This is a genomic window from Pengzhenrongella sicca, from assembly GCF_017569225.1.
In the GTDB taxonomy this organism is placed as follows: domain Bacteria; phylum Actinomycetota; class Actinomycetes; order Actinomycetales; family Cellulomonadaceae; genus Pengzhenrongella; species Pengzhenrongella sicca.
The window spans coordinates 2,620,839-2,641,391 of the sequence record NZ_CP071868.1 but is presented as its reverse complement, the minus strand read 5'-3'; the positions used below and the strand labels follow the sequence as shown (position 1 = coordinate 2,641,391).

Sequence of the window (20,553 nt, the reverse complement as noted above, 5' to 3'; positions counted from 1 at the left end):
CGCGGCGGCGGCGGCCGTCCGGGGTGTCACGCGAAGGCGAACACGGGTGGGAAGACGACGACGATTATCGCTGCCCACACCCCGTACACAGGCAGGTAGCGCGTCTGCCAGCCCTCGAGCTCGGCGAAGGCCGCGCGCCCCCGCAGGAAGCCGACGCAGAGTCGGGCCGCCCAGGCGAGGTGCACCAGGAGCAGCAGGTTGAGGCCGAGCGCGGCGACCTTGTTCGGGCTGGCGCCGAACTCGGCGATCCGGGTGAGCATCGCGGTGAGCAGCACGGCATCGACGGCGAGCGCCGCGAGGAGCAGCACCAGCTGGAGGGTGTCGAACAGCCCGGGCGGCGCGAGCGGGTCGCGGGCGGAGATCGAGTAGAGCAGCAGGCCGACGACGAGGATGAGGATCGCGTCCATGAGGATGAGCAGCTCGCGGTCGACCTCGACGAGCCCGCCTGCGGTCGCGAAGGCGCCGAGCAGCGTCGCCAGCATGACGATCGTCAGGGGGGTGAACACCCGGGTCAGGACGGGCGCGATGTTCTCGACGACGTTCTGCTTGGCCTCGACGAGCCAGGCGGCCACGACCAACGCCCCGGGCACCGCGAACGGCAGGACCCAGTCCGCGAGCACCGGCTCGGGGTCGACGCCGACGAGCTGCAGGACGGCCACCGTCAGCCCGAGCAGCACGCCTCCGCCGATGGCCAGCAGCGTGAAGTAGATGGCGAGCTCGCCGGTGAACCGGGCGAAGTCCATGCGTCGGCCGTCGGAACGCCACCGGCCGCCGACGTAGGCGACCCCGACGAGCAGCCACAGCGCGACGACCGCGTGCATCGCGGCGAGTGGCTCGGTCGAGCTGTCGGGCTCGAACGGGTAGGCGTTCAGCAGTACGGCCAGCACAACGGCCGGCAGGACCAGCGCCGCGACCGTCCGGAGGCCGAGCCGGCGCTTCCAGGCGAAGTACGCCGCCACGAACGGAAGGACCAGCAGGGCGACGTTGCGCGCGAGCGCGGCGTCGTCGAGCCAGCTCAGGCCGGCCCGGACGGCGAGCCCCGCCGCGACGGCGAGCGCGAGGACGACGACGAGCTCGCGTGAGGGGGCGGCGTCGGACTCGCCCGCCGCGTGGGGGAGCAGGGAGAGCTGCTTCCACAGCCGGTCGGAGTGCTCGCGGGCGAACTCGCGCGAGACGGCGTCGAGGTTGCCGAGCCGCTTGATGGCGACCAGGAAGGCCTCGGCGTCGTCGAGCCCGGTGGCCTGCAGGTCGGCGACCTGCTCGCGGAGGTGGTCCTCGAGCTCGTCGACGTCGGCCGAGGAGATGGCCTGGTGCCGCTGGAGGTACCCGCGCCAGCGGTCGATGTCGGCCTCGAGCTCGAGGTGCTGCTCCATCACGCCCACCCCTGCGCCGGCTGCGGTGGTCGCGGCGCGGACTGCCACACCTGGCGCAACGCGTCGGCGACGACCGTCCATTGCTCCTGCCGCTCGGCGAGGGCCGCGCGACCCGACGGCGTGATCGCGTAGTGCTTGCGGCGCCGCCCGGCCTCGGAGACGCCCCACGACGAGGAGACGTGGCCGAGGCGCTCGAGCCGGTGCAGCAGGGGGTAGAGCATGCCGTCGGTCCACTGCAGGCCGCCGCCCGACAGCTCGCTGACGCGCTTGAGGATCGCGTAGCCGTACAGGTCGCCCTCCGCCAGGATGCCCAGCACCATCGGGGTCGCCGAGGCGGCGACCAGTTCCTTGTCGATATGCACGGCGACTCCCATACCTAGATGTACGAGGTATTGAACCCTAGAGGTGCTAGGTATGCAAGGACTCGGGTCCGCCGCCTGACGTGGACTGACATAATCAGGTTCTCGATCACCATCACGTCCTCGCCCTAAGGGGTTCGATGAACACGGCCACGCGGGACACCATCACCGACGCCCAGCACGAGAGCGCGCGGCACGATCTGAGCCGGATCGATGCGATCTTCGCCCAGCGCGTCGTCGGGCAGGAGGCCCTGCGCACCGCGCTCGTGAGCGCGCTGCTGTGCGGCGGGCACATCCTCATTGAGTCGGTGCCGGGGCTCGCGAAGACCACGGCCGCACAGACGCTGGCCGCCGCGGTGTCGGGCTCGTTCCACCGCATCCAGTGCACGCCCGACCTCATGCCGAACGACATCGTCGGGACGCAGATCTTCAACTACGGCACGGGCGCGTTCACGACGCAGCTCGGGCCGGTGCACGCGAACGTCGTGCTGCTCGACGAGATCAACCGGTCGAGCGCCAAGACGCAGTCGGCGATGCTCGAGGCGATGCAGGAGCGCCAGACGACGATCGGCGGGACGGTCTACCCGCTCCCGTCGCCGTTCATGGTGCTCGCGACCCAGAACCCGATCGAGGAGGAGGGAACGTACGTCCTCCCCGAGGCGCAGATGGACCGGTTCCTGATCAAGGAGGTCGTCGGGTACCCGACGACCGACCAGGAGATCGAGATCCTCGAGCGCATCCAGTCGGGCCGCCAGACCGCCCCGATCACGGGCACGCCCGTGTCGCTCGAGGAGGTCGCGGCACTCCAGCGGCTGGTCGACGCCGTCTACGTGTCCGAGCCGATCAAGCGGTATGTCGTCGACCTGATCGCCACGACCCGGCTCGGCGGCCCGCGACCGGTCGCCGGCCTCGGCCAGCACGTTCGGGTCGGAGCGAGCCCGCGCGGCAGCATCGCGCTCATGCGGGTCGCGCAGGCGCGCGCGCTCCAGGACGGACGCGGGTACGTCACGCCCGACGACGTCAAGGACTGCCGGCACGCGGTGCTGCGCCACCGGATCGTGCGCACGTTCGACGCGCTCGCGCAGAACATCAGCACGGAGTCGATCGTCGACGCCGTCTTCGCCGCAGTGCCGACCCCCTAGCCACCGTGCCCGGTCACCGGCCCGACGTCTCGCGGCTCGCGCAGATCCGCGCCCGGCTCGAGCTGCCGTTCAACCAGCGCGCGGTCGGCCTGCTCGACGGTCGGCACCTGTCGATCTACCGGGGCCAGGGCCAGGACTTCGACGACCTGTCGCTGTACTCCCCGGGCGACGACGTGGGCGACATCGACTGGAAGTCGAGCGCGCGCTCCGGCATCCCGATCATCAAGCGGTACGTCCGGCAGAACAACCTCGACGTGATCCTCGCGGTCGACACCGGGATCGCGATGTCGGCGACCGCAGCGAGCGGCGAGCCCAAGGCCGAGGTCGCCGGCTTCGCGGCAGCGGTCCTCGCGTTCGTCGCGCACGACCGCGGCGACCGCGTCGGCCTGGTGGCGGTCGACGCGGAGCGCACCGTGCTCCTGCCCGCGCGCGGTGGCAGCGCGCACCTCGAGCTCGTCCTGCGCCGCCTCGAGGAGGCCTACGACGGCGCGGCGCCCGCGGGCGACCTCGACCGGCTCGTCGAGCGCGTCCTCACGCTCTTCCCCCGACGCTCGCTCGTCGTGCTCGTCACCGACGAGGAGCGTCCCGGGCCCGAGCACGCGCAGACGCTCCGGCTCTTGCGCACGCGGCACGAGGTGCTCGTCCTCGCCGTCGCGAACGCCGACCCGACCGGGGCGCACGCGCAGGACGTCGAGGACGGGCGCTCGTGGCCCGCGTTCCTGCGTGGACGCCGCGGCCTCGAACGGGCCGTCACTGACGCGCGCGCCGAGCGCCGGGCGCGCGCCGCGGGCGTGCTGCGGGACGCGCGGGTCCTCGGGGTCGTCATGGCCGGGACCGACGACGCACTCATCCAGCTCATCTCGATGCTCGGACAGCGGCGCCATGCCCTCCGATGAGCTGTACCCGCCCGTCGCGTACTCGTGGTGGGTGCCCGCGCTCGGAGCGCTGCTCCTGCTGCTCGTCGTCGCGTGGTTCGTCCTGGTCGTCTGGCGCACCCGCCGCGCTGCGCCGACCGACGTCGTCGTCGACGCCACGAAGCCCGCCGACGCTCCGTCCCGCGCGCGCGTCGACCCGTACCGCGCGCTGCGCGACGCGCATCTGGCCCGCCTCGACGACGTCGCGCGCCGCAGCAAGGCGGGCGCGATCTCGAGCCGCGACGCGCACCTCGAGCTCAGCGTGATCGCCCGGTCGTTCGGCACCGCCCGCATGGGGGTCGACATGACCGTGCTGACCGTGCGCGAGGTGCGAGCGCTCGGGGGTGCGATCCGGATGAGCGCGCTGCTCGACAGGCTCTCCCCGGGGGCGTTCGCGCCGCGCTCGAAGCGCACGGTCAGCGCGTCGACCGACCGGGCCCGGGAGGTGATCGACACGTGGTGACGCTCATGTGGCCGGCCGCGCTCGGTCTCGTCGTGATCGTCGCCGTCGCCTGGCTCCTCGCCCGCCGGCGAGGCCCGGGCCGCGGTGCGCTCCCGGTCTCGGGCTCGGCCTGGGTCGCGCAGGTGCCACAGGTGCGCCGGTGGCTGCGCCGCTACCGGACGCTGCGGGTCGTCGCGGCTGTCTCTCTGGTCGCGGCCGCGCTCAGCGCCGGGGTGATCGCCGCGCGGCCGGTCGAGCGCGAGGTCCGCGTCGAGCGGCTCGGGAGCCGCGACATCGTCCTGTGCCTCGACGTGTCCGGCTCGATGATCCCGTTCGACACCGCGATCGTGGAGACCTTCGCGACGCTCGTCGACAGCTTCGCGGGGGAGCGGATCGCGCTGTCGGTGTTCGACTCGACGTCACGCACGGTCTTTCCCCTGACCGACGACTACACGCTCGCGCTCGAGGAGCTGAACGAGGCGTCCGGGGCCCTCGCGTTCGACTTCGACTCGGTCGACTACGAGGACGCCGACCAGATGGCCGAGTTCGACCGGCTGCTGGCGTTCCTCGCGGGGACCGCCGGCATCCCCGACGAGGCGTCGCTCATCGGCGACGGCCTCGCGGCGTGCGCGCTGCAGTTCGACGAGCAGGCCACCGACCGGTCGCGCTCGATCATCCTGGCGACCGACAACTATGTGTCGGGCGAGCCGCTGTACACGCTGCCGCAGGCCGTCGAGCTTGTCGACGGTCGCGACGTCTCGCTCGTCGGGCTGTTCGGCGGCGAGGACGACCTGCGCGGGGGGCCGCAGGAGTCCGAGTATCGCGAGGAGGTCCTCGCGGTGGACGGGCTGTACTTCACCGCGGACGATCCCGCCGCGATCGCGGGGATCGTCGCCGACATCCAGGCCCAGCAGGCCGTCGACCTCGACGCCGCGCCCGAGATCGTCGATACCGACCGCCCTGAGCCCTGGTTCGCCATCCTCGTCGTCTCGGTCGTCGCGCTCGTGCTGCTGCGATGGAGGCTGCGCTCATGACGCTGCGGATGATCTGGCCGCTCTGGGCGCTCATGGCAACGCTCGGACCCGTGCTCGTGCTGGCGGTCGTCCAGGCGGTCCGCTCTGGGCGCTCGGGCGCTGCTGGCCGAGCGGGTCCGGCCGACGGCGCGACACGGCTCGCGTGGATTCGCCGCGCCGCGCTCGTCGCCGTCGTCGCCGTCATCGGGCTGTGCCCCGCGACGGCGACGAGCCAGGAGGACGCGGCGGGCGTCGACGTCGAGATGTTCTTCGTCGTCGACCGGACCGGGTCGATGGCGGCCGAGGACTGGGGCACGGGCGTCGCCGACGCGGACGCGGACGTCGCCGCCGCGACTGCGGGCGACGGGGAGCTCGCGGCGGGCGGCACGCGTCTCGACGGGGCGCGCGCCGACGTCGTCAGCCTCGTCGCCGACGTCCCCGGTGCGCGCTACTCGGTGCTGACGTTCGACAGTCAGGCGAGCCGCCAGCTGCCGCTGACGAGCGACGCGCGAGCGGTCGGGACCTGGGCGCAGACCGTGCGGCAGGAGATCACGGCGTACTCGCAGGGCTCGCTGACCGACCGGCCGCTCGCGGCGCTCAGGTCGGCCCTCGCGGGCGCGGCCGACCGCAACCCGTCGCACGTGCGGCTCGTGTTCTTCCTGTCCGACGGCGAGCAGACGGCCGACGGCGAGCCCGCGTCGTACGCGGACCTGGCCCCGCTCGTCGACGGCGGCGCGGTCCTCGGCTACGGGACCGAGGCGGGCGGACGGATGCGGTCCTACGACGGCGCGTTCGTCCTCGACCCGGACGCGCCGTACATCCAGGACGGCGAGAGCGACGCCCTCTCACGCCTCGACGAGGCCACGCTGCAGGCGACCGCCGACCAGCTCGGGGTGGCGTACGTGCACCGCACCGGCCCGGCCGAGACCGCGTCGATCGTCGCAGGCGTCGATCCCGACCAGCTCGCGGCGGACGGCCGCCGCGACGTGACCACGTACTCGGACCTGACCTGGCCGTTCGCCGCGCTTGCCGTCGTGCTGCTCGCCGGCGAGGCGTGGGGCGCCGCGACCCGCCGCGGCCGTGCCCGGGGTCCGCGTACCCGGAGGTCAGCGCCGTGAGCCGACGCACCAAGCCGCCCCGCACACCCGACGCGCTCCGGCGCCGCCGGCGTCGGCGCCTGCTGCTGGCGACCGCCCCGCTGTGGGGCACCGCGCTCGTGTTCGGCCTGCGCCTGATCACGGCACCGGCGACCGTCTCGGCGGCCGGCGCCGAGTACGACGCGGGGGAGTACCGGCTCGCGGCGCCGCACTACGCCCGCCTGCACGGCTTCCCGCCCGTCGAGCGGTGGAAGGCGTACTTCGACTCCGGGACCGCCTACTACCTGTCCGAGCAGAACTGGTCGGCGCTGGACGACCTCGAGCGGGCGCTCGAGCTCGCGCCCGACGACGCGCTGTGCATGGTCCAGACCAACCTGGCGCTGGCGAACGAGGCGGCGGGTGACGATGTCGTCGCCAGTGCCGACCGCCGGGTCCTCGAGGCCGCCGAGGTGCGCGTCGCCCTGGCGGCACGCGATGCCGGCGAGCCGTACGACGACGAGGTCCTCGACCCCTACGGGGACGGCACCGAGCGGGACCCCGACGAGCTCGAGGACTGGGCCCGCAGCGACTTCGACTTCGCCGCGGACCTGTACTCCGACGCCACGGATCTGCGCGCGCTGCCGGGCTGCGAGAGCCAGTCGTCGGCGGCGTCGTCCGCGAGCGACGCGGCGCAGGGCCGGCTCGACGAGAAGGAGCAGGAGGCGGCCGCCGCGGCCGTCGACCCGGATGACCAGCCCGAACCCGAGCCCGCACCGACCGGGACGCCCGAAGAGCTGGAGGCGGCGCGCCAGGCCGACCTCGCCGAGCGCAACGCCGAGGCGGCCAACGGGCGCGAGCAGGAGCTCCAGGAGGAGGCCGACGAGGACGGCGACGGCGAGGGCGGCGGTGGTTCGAGCCAGAACTGGTGACCGTGTGGTGTGCCCGGGCTCTCGGCCTGCCGCTGCACCCGCGCTCACTTGATCGCGGCCGGGGCCGTGGTCAGCCTGCCAGGGACGTCGTCAGTGGCCTACCGGTGCGACGATGTGGCGATGTCGGTACCACGTCGGTTCACCGTGACCGTTGTCGAGAGCGACCGAGGTCGCGTGATCGTTCCGATCCCCTTCGATCCGGACGACGCGTGGGGGCACAAGTCGGCCCACCATGTTGCCGGCACGGTAGCTGGCAGGGGGGTGCGCGGCGTCATCGAGAGCTACGACGGCGGGCCAGGAATCGTGCTGGGCGCGGCGTGGCGGCGTGACTGTGGTGTGCGAGCCGGTGACCAGGTCTCGGTCATCCTGGTACCGGAGGGTCCCCAGCGGGGGGACCTCGCGCCGGACGTCCTCGAGGCACTCGAGGCAGAGCCGGCGGCCGGACTGTTCTTCGACGGACTGGCCCAGTTCTACCGGAAGGCGTTTCTCACCTGGATCGACGCCACCAAGCGACGGCCTGAGCTACGGGCCCCGCGAATCGTGGAGATGGTCGACCTCTTGAAGGCGGGCAAGAAGGAACGTCCCCCCGGGTAGAGCCACGACCGTCGTCACTCGCGCATGATCGCTGTTCGCCCGCGCGGAGGTTGCACCTAGGTCCCGGTAGCCGGCGCGAGCGGAAGGGCGACCGTGAACACCGCACCACGGCGCAAGCCGTCGCTGTGCGCCGTGATGGTTCCGCCGTGTGCCTCGGTGACGACCTTGGCGATCGCGAGGCCGATTCCGGATCCACCGTGGCCCCGGTCGCGGGCGGAGTCGATCCGATAGAACCGGTCGAACACGTACGGGAGGTGCTCGCGCGCGATGCCGTCGCCGTCGTCGGCCACCACGAGGCGGACCGCCTCGCCCACCACGTCGACCATCACGTCGACCCGGCCGTCGGCGGCGGTGTGGCGCAGCGCGTTGTCGAGCAGGTTGGTCAGCACCTGGGCGATCCGGTCCCGGTCGGCGTCCACACGTGCGGATACGGCGGCGGGTGCCACGCGGACGACGAGATCCACTCCGCGCGTGGTGTAGCGGCCGGCGGCCTGGGCGGTGGCGCTGGCGACGATCTGCGTGACGCTCAGCGTCGTGCGGCGCATCGTCAGTCGGCCCTCCTCGGCTGTGGTGACCAAGGCGATGTCCTCGCCCAGCCGCGACAACCGGGCGACCTGATCGCGGAGCATGGCCAACGTTGGCGCGTCGGCGTGCTCGAAGCCGTCGGATATCGCTTCCAAGTAGGCGCCGAGGGTGGCGACGGGGGTACGCATCTCGTGAGCGAGGTCGCCGAGCAGCCGCGAGCGGCTCGCCTCGACGCGGCCGAGGTCGCCGGCCATCGTGTTGAACGCCGTGGCCAAGTCGTCGAACTCGGCGCCCATCCCCACCGGCGGCACCCGGGCGGAGTAGTCGCCGTCGGCGACGCGCCCGGCCGCCTCAGTGACGGGTGCCAGGGACCGGGTGATGCGACGGGTCAGGAGGAAGCTCACCGCGACGGAGGTCAGTAGCGCTGCCGCGAGGGCGAGCGCGAGCGAGAGCGCGGACGCGGTGCGGAACGCTTGCTCGGCGTGCAGGGTCGCGGATTCGCTTGCGCCCCCGAGGTGGACCATGTGGTCGTGGAAGATCGCGGGTCCGACGCCGACGACCACGAACCACGCGGTCGCGCCCCCGATGATCACCACGACGGCGATCGAGAACAACAGCCGCGTGCGGAGGCCGCGTGTGATGGTGGGCCAGGCGCGGCTCATCGGCCCAGCCCCATCCGATACCCCACTCCTCGAACGGTCCGGATGAACACTGGCGCCGCGGGGTCGTCTCCCAGCTTGCGGCGTACGTGGCCGATGTGGACGTCAACCAGGTGCTCGTCCCCGAGCCAGACCCCGCCCCAGACCGCCTCGATGAGCTGGCCTCTGGTGAACACCATGCCCGGGCGGGCCGCGAGCGCCGCAAGGATGTCGAACTCCGTCTTGGTGAGCGACACCGGCGCTCCCGCGACCCGAACTTCGCGGCCGACGACGTCGACCGACAGCTCCCCGAACCTGCTGATCGGCAGCTCCGGTGCCGCTTCTGCGGCATCCAGGCGCGGCCGGCGCAGCATGGCGCGCACGCGGGCGACCAGCTCGCGGGGGCTGAAGGGTTTGGTGAGGTAGTCGTCGGCCCCCACGGACAGGCCCACGAGCTTGTCGATCTCGTCGACCCGGGCGGTGAGCATGACGATGTAGCAGTCGGAGAAGGCCCGCACCGCGCGGCACACCTCAGTGCCGTCGACGCCGGGCAGCCCCAGGTCGAGCACGATCACCGCGGGCCGCCAGGCACGGGCGCGTGCGATCGCCCCCTCGCCGTCGGCGACGGTCTCGACCTCGAAGCCGTCCCTGCGCAGGTACCCGGCGACGAGTCGCGCCAGGGGAACCTCGTCGTCCACGACGAGCACGCGTGGCCCGCCGGTGTGGGGGATTCGGGGCTCGGCCGCAGGAACAGACATGTGCCCATCCTGACGCCCGCCGCGACGGGGGACGTCTGCCGGCGACGCGACGGATCCGATCAGTGCACCGTTGTCAGGGATTCGACCTGTTCACGGGCGGGTAGCCGCAGCCGCTTGAGGAACAGCGCGTTAACCGCGACGATCAGCGACGACCCGGACATCGTCAGTGCCGCGATCTCCGGTCGCAGCACCAACCCGAACGCGGGCGCGAACACGCCAGCCGCGATCGGTAGCGCGATCGCGTTGTACCCGATGGCCCACCCCAGGTTCTGCCGCATCGTGCGCCGCGTGCCAGCGCCGATGCGCAGCGCCACGGGGACATCGAGCGGGTCTGAGCGCATCAGGACGACGTCGGCGGTCTCGATGGCGACGTCGGTCCCCGCGCCGATGGCAACGCCAAGATCGGCCGTGGCCAGGGCGGGGGCGTCGTTGACGCCGTCCCCGACCATCGCCACACGCTGACCGGCCTGCTGCAGCCCGGCGATCGCGGCGGCCTTGTCTGCTGGCAGGACCTCCGCGATCACTGTGTCGATCCCGAGCTGAGCGGCGATCCTCCGGGCGGTCGCCTCGTTGTCGCCGGTGAGCATGACGACGGCGATGCCCGCGCGGTGCAACGCGTCGACCGCCGCCGCGGCGGTCGCCCGCGGCGCGTCCGCCAGGGCGATCACGCCGACCGCACGCCCGTCGACGGCGATGAGCACCACGGTGCGGCCCTGGGCCGCCAGGTCGTCGTGGCGCGCCCCCATCGTGTCGAGGGCGACGCTCTCGGCGCTCATGAGGCGCCGGTTGCCGACCAGGAGGCGGCGTCGATCGACCTGCGCGGAGCTGCCCTGGCCGGGCACGTCGCGGAAGCCGGTCGCAGCCAGCCTCTCAAGGTCGCGCTCGTCCGCGAGCGCCACGATGGCCCGGGCGAGCGGGTGCTGCGACTCGCGCTCGACGGCGGCGGCCAGGGTCAGCATCTCGGTCTCGGTCATCCCGGAGGCCACGACGTCGGTCACCGCTGGGGTGCCTCGCGTGAGGGTGCCGGTCTTGTCCATCACGACTGTGTCGATCCGCGCCGAGGTCTCCAGTGCCGTCGCGTTCTTGAACAGCACCCCGCGGCTGGCCCCTAGGCCGGTGCCGACCATGATCGCCGTCGGCGTGGCCAACCCGAGCGCGTCCGGGCACGTGATCACCACGACCGTGATCGCGAACAGCATCGCGGTCTGCGCGCTCTCGCCCGCGGCCAGCCAGAGCGCGAACGTGGCAGCACCACCGACGAGCGCGACCAGAACCAGCCAGAACGCCGCGCGGTCCGCCAGCCGCTGCCCGGGCGCTTTGGAGCTCTGCGCTTCCTGCACCAGCAGGACGATCCGTGCCAGCGCGGTGTCGGCGCCCACGCTCGTCGCGCGCACACGCAACGACCCGGTCGTGTTGATGGAGGCACCGATGACCTTCGAGCCAGGCGCCTTGGAGACCGGCAAGGACTCACCGGTCACCATCGACTCGTCGACGTCCGACTCGCCGTCGGTCACGACCGCGTCCACCGGCACGCGAGCGCCGGGGCGCACGAGCAGCAGATCGCCGACCGCCACCTCGCCCGTGGGCACCTCGACCGGTTCGCCGTCGCGGACGACGAGGGCCGTCGCGGGGGCCAGCTCGAGCAGGGTCCGGACCGCGGTGTTGGCGCCCCCGCGCGCCCGCATCTCGAGCCAGTGCCCGAGCAGCACAAAGGTCGCCAGCACGCTGGCCGCCTCGTAGAACACCTCGCCACCACCGGTGAGGGTGACGACGGCGCTGTAGGTCCACCCGGTACCGACACCGACCGCGACGAGCACCATCATGTCCAGCGTCCTCGCGCGCAGCGCGTGGACCGCCCCAACGAAGAAGATCCACGCCGCATAGAAGATCACCGGCACGGACAGGAGCAGGGAGAAGGCATCGTCACGCAGGCCGAACGGTGCCTGGGCCGTGAAGCCGAGGACCTCGCGTCCGATGGGGGACCACAGCACGATCGGCACCGACAACAGGGCCGCGACAAGGAACCGGCGCCGCAGGTCCCGGACCATGTCGTCCAACGACATGCCCTCCATGGCCGCCTCGTTCATCGCGGCGTGGCCGGGCTCGGCTCTCACGGCCTCGCCTCCTCGCTCCGCTCGTCGATGATCGGGAGGGTCTGGAGGAGCTGGTCCATCTCGGTGATCTCGACGGTCTGCGCGTCGCTGATCACCTGGGCGAGAGCACGCGCCTGAGGGTTGGTGCCCGCCGCGAGCTCGGTGGCAGTCATCGCCAAGGCGCCGCGGTGGTGCTCGATCATGAGCTCGAGGAAGCGCCGGTCGAAGGCCGTCCCGTCAACGGACTTGAGGTCGGCCATCGCGTCGTCCTGGCTCATGCCGCCCATGTCCATGCCGCCCATGTCCATGCCGCCCATGTCCATCCCGTCCATGTCGACCTCGGCCGCGCTCTGCTCGCCCCATTCCACCAGCCAGGACTTCATCGTGACGATCTCGGGCTCCTGCGCGGCGCTGATCCGCTCACCCAGCGCCTTCACCTGCGAGCTGCTGGCCATGCGGGAGGCCATGTTGGCCATCAGGATCGCACCTTCATGGTGGACGACCATGTTCTGGGTGAACTCGACGTCGACGGCGTTTCGGGTGTCGTCGACGAGCGCTGGTGTCGCCGAGGTCTGCGGCGCCGTGCTGGTCGAGCCGCCGCCAGCGGCGGGTTCGCTGCTGCCGCCCGCGCAGGATGACAAGGCCACGGCCAGGACGAGTGCGCCGCCGACGATGCTCGCGAGGGTTCTGCGGTCCATGTGCGATTCTCCAAGGCTCAGGTCGACCCAGGGCTCGGCTCGTCGGGTCAGGCGAAGCGGCGCGGCGGGATCGTCCGCGCATCGGGACGGTCCACGGTCGTTCAGCAACCCCGCGCGCACGGTCGAGATTCGATGAAGATCCGATGAAGCCGACGGGGCGTCGCGGCGTCGACATAAAGGTTCGTTGAAGAACGGCCTCCGGAACCCCGTAGTCCCGGTCTCGGGGCAGATGTGCGACCTACGTTCAGCGCATCGAGGGCGGTGAACGAGCCACGTCATCGACCCCCACCAACTTCTGGAGGAGCCGCGCGATGACCACCACGCACGCGATGACGAGGACGCCCCGCACGCACCCCATGCACCCGCGTCCGGTCCGTGCCGTCGCGATCGTCGGGCTCGCCACGATGCTGACTGCTGGGCTCGCCACCACAGCGACCGCGCAGCTCCAGGTCGCTTGGGCCCCGACCCCCACCCGGGTCTCGTCCGACGCAGACCCGAGCGACGACCCGATGCCGGGGATGGATATGCCGGCCGAGGACATGCCCGCTCACGACGTTCCGCCAGAGCAGCAGCCCGTGACAGAGCCGCCCGGGCACGACATGGAGGGGATGACGTCGCCCGCGCAGGACACGGACGCAGACGAGCATGAGAGCGCCGTGTCTCGACCGCGGGGCCTCGTGCTGAGCACCTTCGCGGCGGTCAACGCTGCAGTTCTCCTGTCCGCGGCCTTCGTCCGCCGGCGCAGCCTCGCCCGACCCGGTCGCCGGCGGGTCGCTCGCCCGAGCGCGCCGACCCCCGCCTGACCACCGCCCTCCAAGAATCCGAGGACCACCGATGCCCGCTCCTGTTGCCACCCGACCAGGCGACCCCGCTCCTGACCGCGGCGTCGACCCCGATGCCACCCCCGATCTCCCCCCGATGCCGGCGGGCCGCGATCTGCTGGCGATCCCCATGGTGCGGCGGGCGCTGCGCAGCCGCTGGTACCCCGGCATCCTGCAGGTACCGATCGCCGCCGTGTTCGGCCTGGTCGCCTACCAGCTGCTGCTGGGACCCGACGCTGCCCACGACAACCCCGGCACCGCACTGATGTGGGTGCTGTGGTGGCCACTCATCCCCATCGTGTTCGTCCTGGTCGGCCGCTTCTGGTGCGCCGTGTGCCCGTTCGGAGCACTGTCCGACCTCGTCCAGAAGATGGTCGGTGCGCGGCGCCCGGTCCCGGTGTTCCTCAAGAGGTACGGCGTCTGGATCATCGACGCCTCGTTCCTGATCATCACCTGGTCTGACCACGTCTGGGGTGTCGTGGAGTCTCCCTGGGGCTCCGGAGTGCTGCTGCTCATCCTCACCACCCTCGTCATCGCCTCCGGCGCGTTCTTCCAACGCCGCACCTTCTGCCGCTACCTGTGCTTCCTCGGCGGCATGGCCGGCAACTACGCCCGCGTCGGCATGGTCGAGCTCCGTGCCGACAACGCGATCTGCACGACCTGCACCGCCCGGGCCGTCTGCTACAACGGCAACGAGAAGGTTGCGGGCTGCCCCTTGTTCAGCTTCCCCCGCACCATGGACGACAGCGCCAACTGCAACCTGTGCGCCAACTGCATCAAGTCCTGCCCCAACGACGCGATCCAGCTCCGCGTCCGCAAGCCCGCGAGCGAGCTGTGGTTCATCCGCAAGCCCCAGCTCGAGCAGTCCTTCCTCGCCGCGGCGATCATGGGCATCGTCCTCATCCAGAACGTCACGATGCTCGAGGTGTGGCAGGACGTGCTCGGCGCCATCGAGCGAACCACCGGGGTGACGAGCTACCCGGTCATCTTCACCGCCGCGTTCGTTGTCGCCGTCGGCCTCCCCGTCGGCCTGCTCGCCGGCGCGTCCTGGTTCGCCTCGGCGCGCAACCTCGAGAGCACCCGGATGAACTTCGCCCGCTTCGGCTACGCCCTGATCCCGCTCGACGTCGCGGCCCACATCGCGCACAACCTCTTCCACCTGCTCGCTGAGGGCAAGTCGGTCTTCTACACGCTCACCGCGATGCTCGGGGGCGAGTCCGACGGCGGCTCCACCGCGCTGGTGGGCGCCGGCACCATCCAGATCCTGCAGTTCGCCCTGCTCGCACTCGGCGTCGCCGGGTCGCTCTACACCGCGCGGCGCATCACCCATCGTCGGTATCAGACCCTCGCTCGACGACGCGCCACCCTCGCCCCGTACGTCACGATCATCGGCCTGCTCGGGGCCCTGAACATCTACTTGTTCGTGCTCCCGATGGCCATGCGGATGTGATGCCGATCAGGGCGGTTCGCGGCGCAGGCGCCACGCTCGGTACAGCAGCCCGACGAGGAGCACGCCGATCCCGGCAAGGACGGATGGTGGTGGCAAGGTCGCGACGAGCGCGACGCAGCCAAGCGCGCCGAAGCCCTGCAGTGCCCGCGGAAATCGGCGGTGCTCGGGAGCTTGGGTGAAGGCGGCGAGGTTGGCGACGAGGTAGTACAGGAGCACCCCGACGGAGGAGAAGCCGATGGCACCTCGCAGGTCCACGGTCAGGACCAGCAGGCAGACGGCTGCGGCAAGGGCGATCTCCGCGTGGTGCGGCACGCCGTACCGCGGGTGGACGGCCGCCAACCACCGCGGCAGATCCCCCGTGCGCGCCATCGCCAGCTCGGTGCGACCGACACCGGCGATGAGCGCGAGCAACGCCCCCAGCGCGGCCGTCGCACTGCCGATCCGGACCACGGGTCCCGCCCAGGTCCAGGTGCTCGCGTCGACTGCCGAGGCGAGAGGTGCGGAGGTGGCTGCGATCCCGGCAGGTCCGAGCACCGTGAGCAGCGTGACGGCGATGCTCGCGTACACCACGACCGTGACGCCGAGCGCGATCTGGATCGCGCGGGGGATGGTCGACGCCGGATCACGCACCTCCTCGCCGAGGGTCGCGATTCGTGCGTAGCCCGCGAACGCGAAGAACAGCAGGCCAGCCGACTGCAGCACGCCGTACCAGCCTCCGCTGCCGCTGCTCCAGACGGTGACCTGCGCCCAGCGAGGCTCCGCGCCGAACAGCCCTGCGAGGATCACGACGGCCAGGGCGGCGAGCACAACGGCCACGATGACGCGGGCCAGCCGAGCCGTGCGGGTCACGCCGCGGTAGTTGACCGTCGCCAGGCCCACCACGGCCGCCACGGCCACGGGCTTGGCCCACGCCGCAGGGGCGGCATAGGCGGCGAACGTCAAGGCCATCGCCGCGCAGCTCGCCGTCTTGCCGATCACGAAGCTCCACCCCGCCAGAAAGCCCCACCACGGGCCGAGGCGCTCGCGGCCGTAGACGTACGTCCCGCCGGAGGTCGGGTACTGGGCGGCGAGCTGCGCCGATGCGGTCGCATTCGCGTACGCCACTGCTGCCGCCACCGCAAGGCCGAGGAGCAGCCCCGCGCCCGCGGCCCGCGCCGCCGGCGCGAACGCGACGAACACACCAGCGCCGATCATCGAGCCCATACCGATGACGACCGCGTCGCCGGTGCCCAGACGACGGGCAAGTCCGCCCTGATCGCTCATTGGTCCGGCGTTCGTTGCGCACCAGATCGGCCGGCACCTGATCCAGCCGCAGGCTCTGCGTGCGCCACCATCGTTGCGGCCATGCCGTCCCTTCTACGCCCGTGGGGGAGGTGATGCAGTGTGCCAGCAGGTGCTGGACGAAGCGCCCTGCCGCGGCGCGCGGAAGTCGCCACCTCGCAGTACGGTCGGGGACTTCGGCAGCCGCCGGTCCGTGACAGTGGGAGGTGCCCATGGCTGTGTTCGCTCGCCGGTCAGCGCAGAGCGTGCGCTCGTCAGCCGCTGTCCCGCCGCCCGAGGCGTCGCCGGGTTCCGTGCACAGTGCCGCGTCGCTGTGGGCGGACGGGTTCGGTCGGGTGGGAACGCGATCGTTGCAGGTGCTGGCCGTGCTGGCGGTCGTGGCCGTGTGTGTGCTCGCGGTGACGCAGCTGACTCTCATCGTCATCCCGGTGCTCATCGCTCTCGTGCTCGCGGCGGCGATCTCGCCGCTGGTGTCGTTCCTGCGCCGCAAGGGACTGCCGCGGCTGGTGGCGACGTGGATCGCGTTGGCCACCCTCGTCGTCCTGCTCTCTGGGGTCCTGTGGCTGGTCGTCGGCGCCGTCGTGAACCAGTGGGGGGACCTGCGCGACCAGGCGTTGGATGGCTTCGACGAGCTGCAAGGCTCCATCCAGGGGCTGCCGTTCGAGATCACCGCGGAACAGATCCAGTCCGTGCAGGAGTCCGTCGCCGGTCTGCTGCGGTCGGACGCGGTGGGCTCGGGTGCGATCGCGGGCGTGTCGCAGACGGTCGACTTCGTCGCCGGGTTCTTCATCATGATCGTCGTGCTGTTCTTCTTCCTCAAGGACGGTCCGCAGCTGTGGGAGTTCCTCCTGCGCCCGTACGAAGGCCGCCGCTACGAACGCGGCAAGCGCATCGGCAACGCGACGGTCCGCACCCTCGGCGGGTACATCCGCGGGACGGCGATCGTCGCGGCGGTGGATGCGGTCGCCATCGGCATCGGGCTCGCGATCGTCGGCGTGCCGCTGCTGCTCCCGCTGTCCGTCCTGGTGTTCCTGCTGGCGTTCATCCCGCTCGTCGGTGCGACCGTCGCCGGCATCCTCGCCGCCCTGGTCGCCCTCGTCGCGGTGGGCCCGGTCGAGGCGCTCGTCGTGGTCGCGATCGTCGTCGTGGTGAACCAGCTCGAAGGTGACTTCCTCCAGCCCGTGGTCATGGGGCGAACGCTGCGCCTGCACCCCCTCGTCATCCTCATCGCGCTCACCGCCGGCACGGTGCTCGCCGGGCTGACCGGAGCAGTGCTGGCCGTACCGATCGCGGCCTCGATCTGGCGGGCGGTCCAGGTGTGGGACGGCCCGGACCTCCCCGCCCGGTTCGCGCGGAAGAAGCGGCAGGAAGCCGTCTAGCCCGACGCTGGTGTGAGACCGTTGCGCTCATTGCAGCCGGAGTCGACCCGCGATCGGAAGGCCGTGATGGACGAGGAGCGTCGCCCGCCTCATCGTCACGACCCGTTCGGCGAGCGTGCGCTGGCCGCAGGCCTCGTGGCGATTGCGGCGTCCTTCGTCCCCGTGATCGGTGATGTCGTCGCCGTTGCGGCGGCGATCCTCGCCGTCGCCCTTGGCATCGTGGGCATTCGGCGATACGAGACGGGCCGCGCGACCAGGTTCGCGTCCGCGGCCGCCGGCATCGTTCTCGGGGCCGCCACCACGTTCGTCGTCGCTCTTGGGCTGATGGCCACTCACCTCAGCCCGTAGCCGGCAAGCCGCGAACCGCGCCGTCGGGGGCTCGTACCTGAAGTGCTGGCTGGGAACCGTCGGAGTGCGATGCTCGTTGTGCTGTCGCACCCGTCCCCGATCTGGAGATTGATGAGCAGCGATAGTACGAGCCCTTCCGTGATGGAGATCGACGAAGCCAGCCGGAAGGGGAGAATCTGATGTGGGCGCTCTCGCTGCTGCTCGGCGTCCTCGTCGTCTTGGCGATCACAGCGGTGACGGGGTACTTCGTTGCGCAGGAGTTCGCGTACATGGCGGTCGACCGGTCCCGGCTCAATGTTCGGGCCGCAGGCGGTGACCGGGGCGCGACGAGAGCGCTCGCGGTGACGCGGCGCACGTCCTTCATGCTCTCTGGGGCCCAGCTCGGCATCACGGTGACCGGACTGCTCGTCGGGTACGTCGCCGAGCCCCTGATCGGGGAGTCCCTCGGAGAGGGGCTCGGCGGGGTGGGCGTACCCACCGGTGTCGGGATCGCGGTGGGCACGGTGCTCGCTCTGTTGTTCTCGACGTTCGTGCAGATGATCTTCGGTGAGCTGTTCCCGAAGAACCTCGCGATCGCCCGGCCGGAGCCGGTCGCGTTGTGGCTGGCGACCTCCACGACGGTCTACCTGAAGGTCTTCGGGTGGCTGATTCGCGTCTTCGACGCGGCATCGAACGCGCTGCTGCGCGCGCTCGGGATCGAACCCGTGCACGACGTCGAGCACTCCGCGACGGCGCGCGACCTCGAGCACATCGTGGCGGACTCCCGCGACAGCGGGGACCTCCCGCCGGAGCTGTCCCTGCTGCTGGACCGAATCATCGACTTCCCCGACCGCGCCGTGGAGCACGCGATGATCCCGCGCGCCCGAGTGGACGCAGTGCGCGCCGATGATACGAATGCCCGCGTCCGGGAGCTGATGAGCACAGGGCACTCGCGCTACCCGGTGCTGGACGACGACGACCAGGTCGTCGGCGTCGTCCACCTCCAGGACATCCTCAACGGCGCCCAGGTCGAGGCCGCGCCGGTCACCTCGATCATGCGACCCGCGATCATGGTGCCGACGTCGATGAGCCTGCCCGCCGGGGTGCGCACGTTGGCCGACAGCACGAACCAGCTCGCGTGCGTGATGGACGAGTACGGCGGCTTCGCCGGGGTCCTCACCCTCGAAGATCTCGCCGAGGAGCTGGTGGGGGAGATCACCGACGAGCACGACCCGCAGACCCCCGATCGTGCCCCGGTCGCCGATGATGGCCGCTGGGTGATGGCGGGCGACGTGCACATCGACGAGGTGGAGCGCGCCGTCGGGCACGACCTGCCGCGCGGGGACTACGAGACCATCGCCGGTCTCGTCATCGCTGCCCACGGCGCCCTGCCGGACGTCGGCACCTGCATCGTGGTGGAGTTCTTGCCCGACCCCGGGCACCTGGCCCTGGCCGAGCAGCCCGAGCCGGTGACCATGGGTGTGGAGGTTCTCGCCGTCGAGCGCAACGTGCCTGCCGTCGTGCGGGTGACCGTGCCGCCGGACCCCGCAGCGCCGACCCATCCCACCACCGAGCCGGGCGAGGCCGCACCCCGATGAACAATGCCCTGATCATCACCGCCGTCACCGTGGCCCTGATCGCGCTGAGCGCGTTCTTCGTCGCGGTGGAGTTCGCGCTCCTGGCCGCGAAGCGGCACCGCCTCGAGGACGCCGCCCACGAGAGCCGCTCGGCCCGGGCCGCGCTGCGCAGCGCGTCCGAGCTGACGCTGCTGCTGGCCGGCTCCCAGCTCGGCATCACCGCGTGCACCCTGGCGTTGGGTGCCATCACCAAGCCTGCGGTCCACCACTGGCTCACGCCCGTGTTCGAGACGTGGGGGGTGGGGGCGGTTGCGGCCGATGTCGCTGGTTTCGTGCTCGCGCTCATGATCGTGACGTTCTTGCACCTGGTCGTGGGGGAGATGGCACCGAAGTCCTGGGCCATCGCCCACCCCGAGACGTCCGCCACGTTGCTCGCGATCCCGATGCGCGCGTTCATGTGGGTGACCCGACCGGTCCTGCGAGCCCTGAACCAGATGGCGAACTGGACGCTGCGCAAGGTCGGCGTGGAGCCAGCCGATCAGCTCGCTACGGGTCAGAGCCCTGACGACCTGCGACACCTGGTCGAGCACTCGGTCAACGTCGGGGCGATCGACGCGCGGTTCTCCGCCCAGGTCGCGGGCGCCCTCGACCTGCAACGACTGAGCATCGCCGACCTGCTCGACGAGGATGCCCGGCCGACAGTGGTTCCGGCCGCGGCGACCGTCGCCGAGGTCCAGGCCGCCACCCGCGAGACGGGGCATCTGCGGGTCCTGGTCGGACCCGTGGGTGCCCTCGAGGGCGTGATCCACGTGCGCGACACCCTGACCGAGCCTGCCCACCGCCCGGCCAGGGAGTTCATGCGCCCGGTCCTGAGCCTGCAGGCGGGAACCCCGGTCTACGCGGCGCTCGCGGCGATGCGCGAGACCCGCAACCACCTGGCCGTGGTCGATGACGCCGGCGCGTTCGTCGGCGTCATCACCCTCAACGACGTCCTCGGCCGTCTCTTCCCGCGACCCGCGGATTCGCCGGTCTAGCGCCGGAGGCGGGGTTCGGTCATCCGCGAACGACGATCTCCGCGGGAAACGGCATCCCCCGGGGGTCTCCACCGCCGCGGGACCCACCTACTCGAACGACATGGGCCCCGGGTGTTCACGCGGGAACCGG

At 71.5% G+C, this 20,553-nt stretch carries 20 protein-coding genes; 13 read left to right on the top strand and 7 right to left on the bottom strand.

The window, feature by feature from the left end:
- Positions 1–26 precede the first annotated feature (26 nt).
- Together J4E96_RS12110 and J4E96_RS12105 are read right to left on the bottom strand one after the other, a co-directional pair.
- Positions 27–1,373, bottom strand: coding sequence for a permease prefix domain 1-containing protein (locus J4E96_RS12110; protein WP_227422355.1), 1,347 nt, complete (start codon positions 1,371–1,373; stop codon positions 27–29).
- Positions 1,373–1,735, bottom strand: coding sequence for a PadR family transcriptional regulator (locus J4E96_RS12105; protein WP_227422354.1), 363 nt, complete (start codon positions 1,733–1,735; stop codon positions 1,373–1,375). Before J4E96_RS12105 ends, J4E96_RS12110 begins: the two co-directional genes overlap by 1 nt.
- 137 nt (positions 1,736–1,872) lie before the next feature.
- Between J4E96_RS12105 and J4E96_RS12100 the strand changes: the two genes are divergently transcribed.
- From J4E96_RS12100 to J4E96_RS12070, 7 genes are all read left to right on the top strand, one after another.
- A complete protein-coding gene (locus J4E96_RS12100) occupies positions 1,873–2,874 on the top strand; it encodes an AAA family ATPase (protein WP_227422353.1) in 1,002 nt (333 codons plus the stop codon).
- 5 nt (positions 2,875–2,879) lie between these two features.
- Positions 2,880–3,770 carry a DUF58 domain-containing protein gene (locus J4E96_RS12095; RefSeq protein ID WP_227422352.1) on the top strand — a complete coding sequence of 297 codons (891 nt, stop codon included), beginning with the start codon at positions 2,880–2,882 and terminating at the stop codon, positions 3,768–3,770.
- The gene (locus J4E96_RS12090) at positions 3,757–4,251 is read left to right on the top strand and encodes a hypothetical protein (protein ID WP_227422351.1); all 495 of its coding nucleotides are present in this window, start codon (positions 3,757–3,759) and stop codon (positions 4,249–4,251) included. The genes J4E96_RS12095 and J4E96_RS12090 overlap by 14 nt, the downstream gene beginning before the upstream one ends.
- A complete protein-coding gene (locus J4E96_RS12085) occupies positions 4,245–5,264 on the top strand; it encodes a vWA domain-containing protein (protein ID WP_227422350.1) in 1,020 nt (339 codons plus the stop codon). Before J4E96_RS12090 ends, J4E96_RS12085 begins: the two co-directional genes overlap by 7 nt.
- Positions 5,261–6,361, top strand: a complete 1,101-nt coding sequence (locus tag J4E96_RS12080; RefSeq protein ID WP_227422349.1) for a VWA domain-containing protein — start codon at positions 5,261–5,263, stop codon at positions 6,359–6,361. The genes J4E96_RS12085 and J4E96_RS12080 overlap by 4 nt, the downstream gene beginning before the upstream one ends.
- Positions 6,358–7,248, top strand: a complete 891-nt coding sequence (locus J4E96_RS12075) for a tetratricopeptide repeat protein (RefSeq protein ID WP_227422348.1) — start codon at positions 6,358–6,360, stop codon at positions 7,246–7,248. Before J4E96_RS12080 ends, J4E96_RS12075 begins: the two co-directional genes overlap by 4 nt.
- A 120-nt stretch (positions 7,249–7,368) precedes the next feature.
- A complete protein-coding gene (locus J4E96_RS12070) occupies positions 7,369–7,842 on the top strand; it encodes a YdeI/OmpD-associated family protein (protein ID WP_227425746.1) in 474 nt (157 codons plus the stop codon).
- Positions 7,843–7,898: 56 nt separating this feature from the next.
- Here the strand turns inward: J4E96_RS12070 and J4E96_RS12065 are convergent, their stop codons facing one another.
- The 4 genes from J4E96_RS12065 to J4E96_RS12050 are packed head-to-tail and all read right to left on the bottom strand — an operon-like array spanning position 7,899 to position 12,554.
- Entirely contained in the window at positions 7,899–9,029 is a 1,131-nt protein-coding gene (locus J4E96_RS12065; RefSeq protein ID WP_227422347.1) for a sensor histidine kinase, read from the bottom strand.
- Positions 9,026–9,763, bottom strand: a complete 738-nt coding sequence (locus tag J4E96_RS12060) for a response regulator transcription factor (protein WP_227422346.1) — start codon at positions 9,761–9,763, stop codon at positions 9,026–9,028. Before J4E96_RS12060 ends, J4E96_RS12065 begins: the two co-directional genes overlap by 4 nt.
- A 59-nt stretch (positions 9,764–9,822) precedes the next feature.
- Positions 9,823–11,877 carry a heavy metal translocating P-type ATPase gene (locus J4E96_RS12055; RefSeq protein ID WP_227422345.1) on the bottom strand — a complete coding sequence of 685 codons (2,055 nt, stop codon included), beginning with the start codon at positions 11,875–11,877 and terminating at the stop codon, positions 9,823–9,825.
- A complete protein-coding gene (locus tag J4E96_RS12050; RefSeq protein WP_227422344.1) occupies positions 11,874–12,554 on the bottom strand; it encodes a DUF305 domain-containing protein in 681 nt (226 codons plus the stop codon). Before J4E96_RS12050 ends, J4E96_RS12055 begins: the two co-directional genes overlap by 4 nt.
- Before the next feature lie 311 nt (positions 12,555–12,865).
- Here J4E96_RS12050 and J4E96_RS12045 point away from each other — a divergent pair, with 311 nt between their 5' ends.
- A complete protein-coding gene (locus tag J4E96_RS12045) occupies positions 12,866–13,357 on the top strand; it encodes a hypothetical protein (RefSeq protein WP_227422343.1) in 492 nt (163 codons plus the stop codon).
- Between the two features lie 31 nt (positions 13,358–13,388).
- Entirely contained in the window at positions 13,389–14,825 is a 1,437-nt protein-coding gene (locus J4E96_RS12040) for a 4Fe-4S binding protein (protein ID WP_227422342.1), read from the top strand.
- Between the two features lie 6 nt (positions 14,826–14,831).
- On the opposite strand, the gene J4E96_RS12035 is transcribed toward J4E96_RS12040, so the two are convergent.
- A complete protein-coding gene (locus J4E96_RS12035; RefSeq protein ID WP_227422341.1) occupies positions 14,832–16,088 on the bottom strand; it encodes an APC family permease in 1,257 nt (418 codons plus the stop codon).
- Between the two features lie 230 nt (positions 16,089–16,318).
- Between J4E96_RS12035 and J4E96_RS12030 the strand changes: the two genes are divergently transcribed.
- From J4E96_RS12030 to J4E96_RS12015, 4 genes are all read left to right on the top strand, one after another.
- Positions 16,319–17,485 (top strand): AI-2E family transporter, encoded by a 1,167-nt coding sequence (locus tag J4E96_RS12030; protein WP_227422340.1) that lies wholly within the window; start codon positions 16,319–16,321, stop codon positions 17,483–17,485.
- Positions 17,486–17,551: 66 nt separating this feature from the next.
- The gene (locus tag J4E96_RS12025) at positions 17,552–17,833 is read left to right on the top strand and encodes a hypothetical protein (protein ID WP_227422339.1); all 282 of its coding nucleotides are present in this window, start codon (positions 17,552–17,554) and stop codon (positions 17,831–17,833) included.
- Positions 17,834–18,012: 179 nt separating this feature from the next.
- Complete coding sequence (locus tag J4E96_RS12020; protein WP_227422338.1) at positions 18,013–19,410, top strand: hemolysin family protein; 1,398 nt, start codon at positions 18,013–18,015, stop codon at positions 19,408–19,410.
- The gene (locus J4E96_RS12015) at positions 19,407–20,423 is read left to right on the top strand and encodes a hemolysin family protein (protein WP_227422337.1); all 1,017 of its coding nucleotides are present in this window, start codon (positions 19,407–19,409) and stop codon (positions 20,421–20,423) included. The genes J4E96_RS12020 and J4E96_RS12015 overlap by 4 nt, the downstream gene beginning before the upstream one ends.
- Positions 20,424–20,553 lie beyond the last annotated feature (130 nt).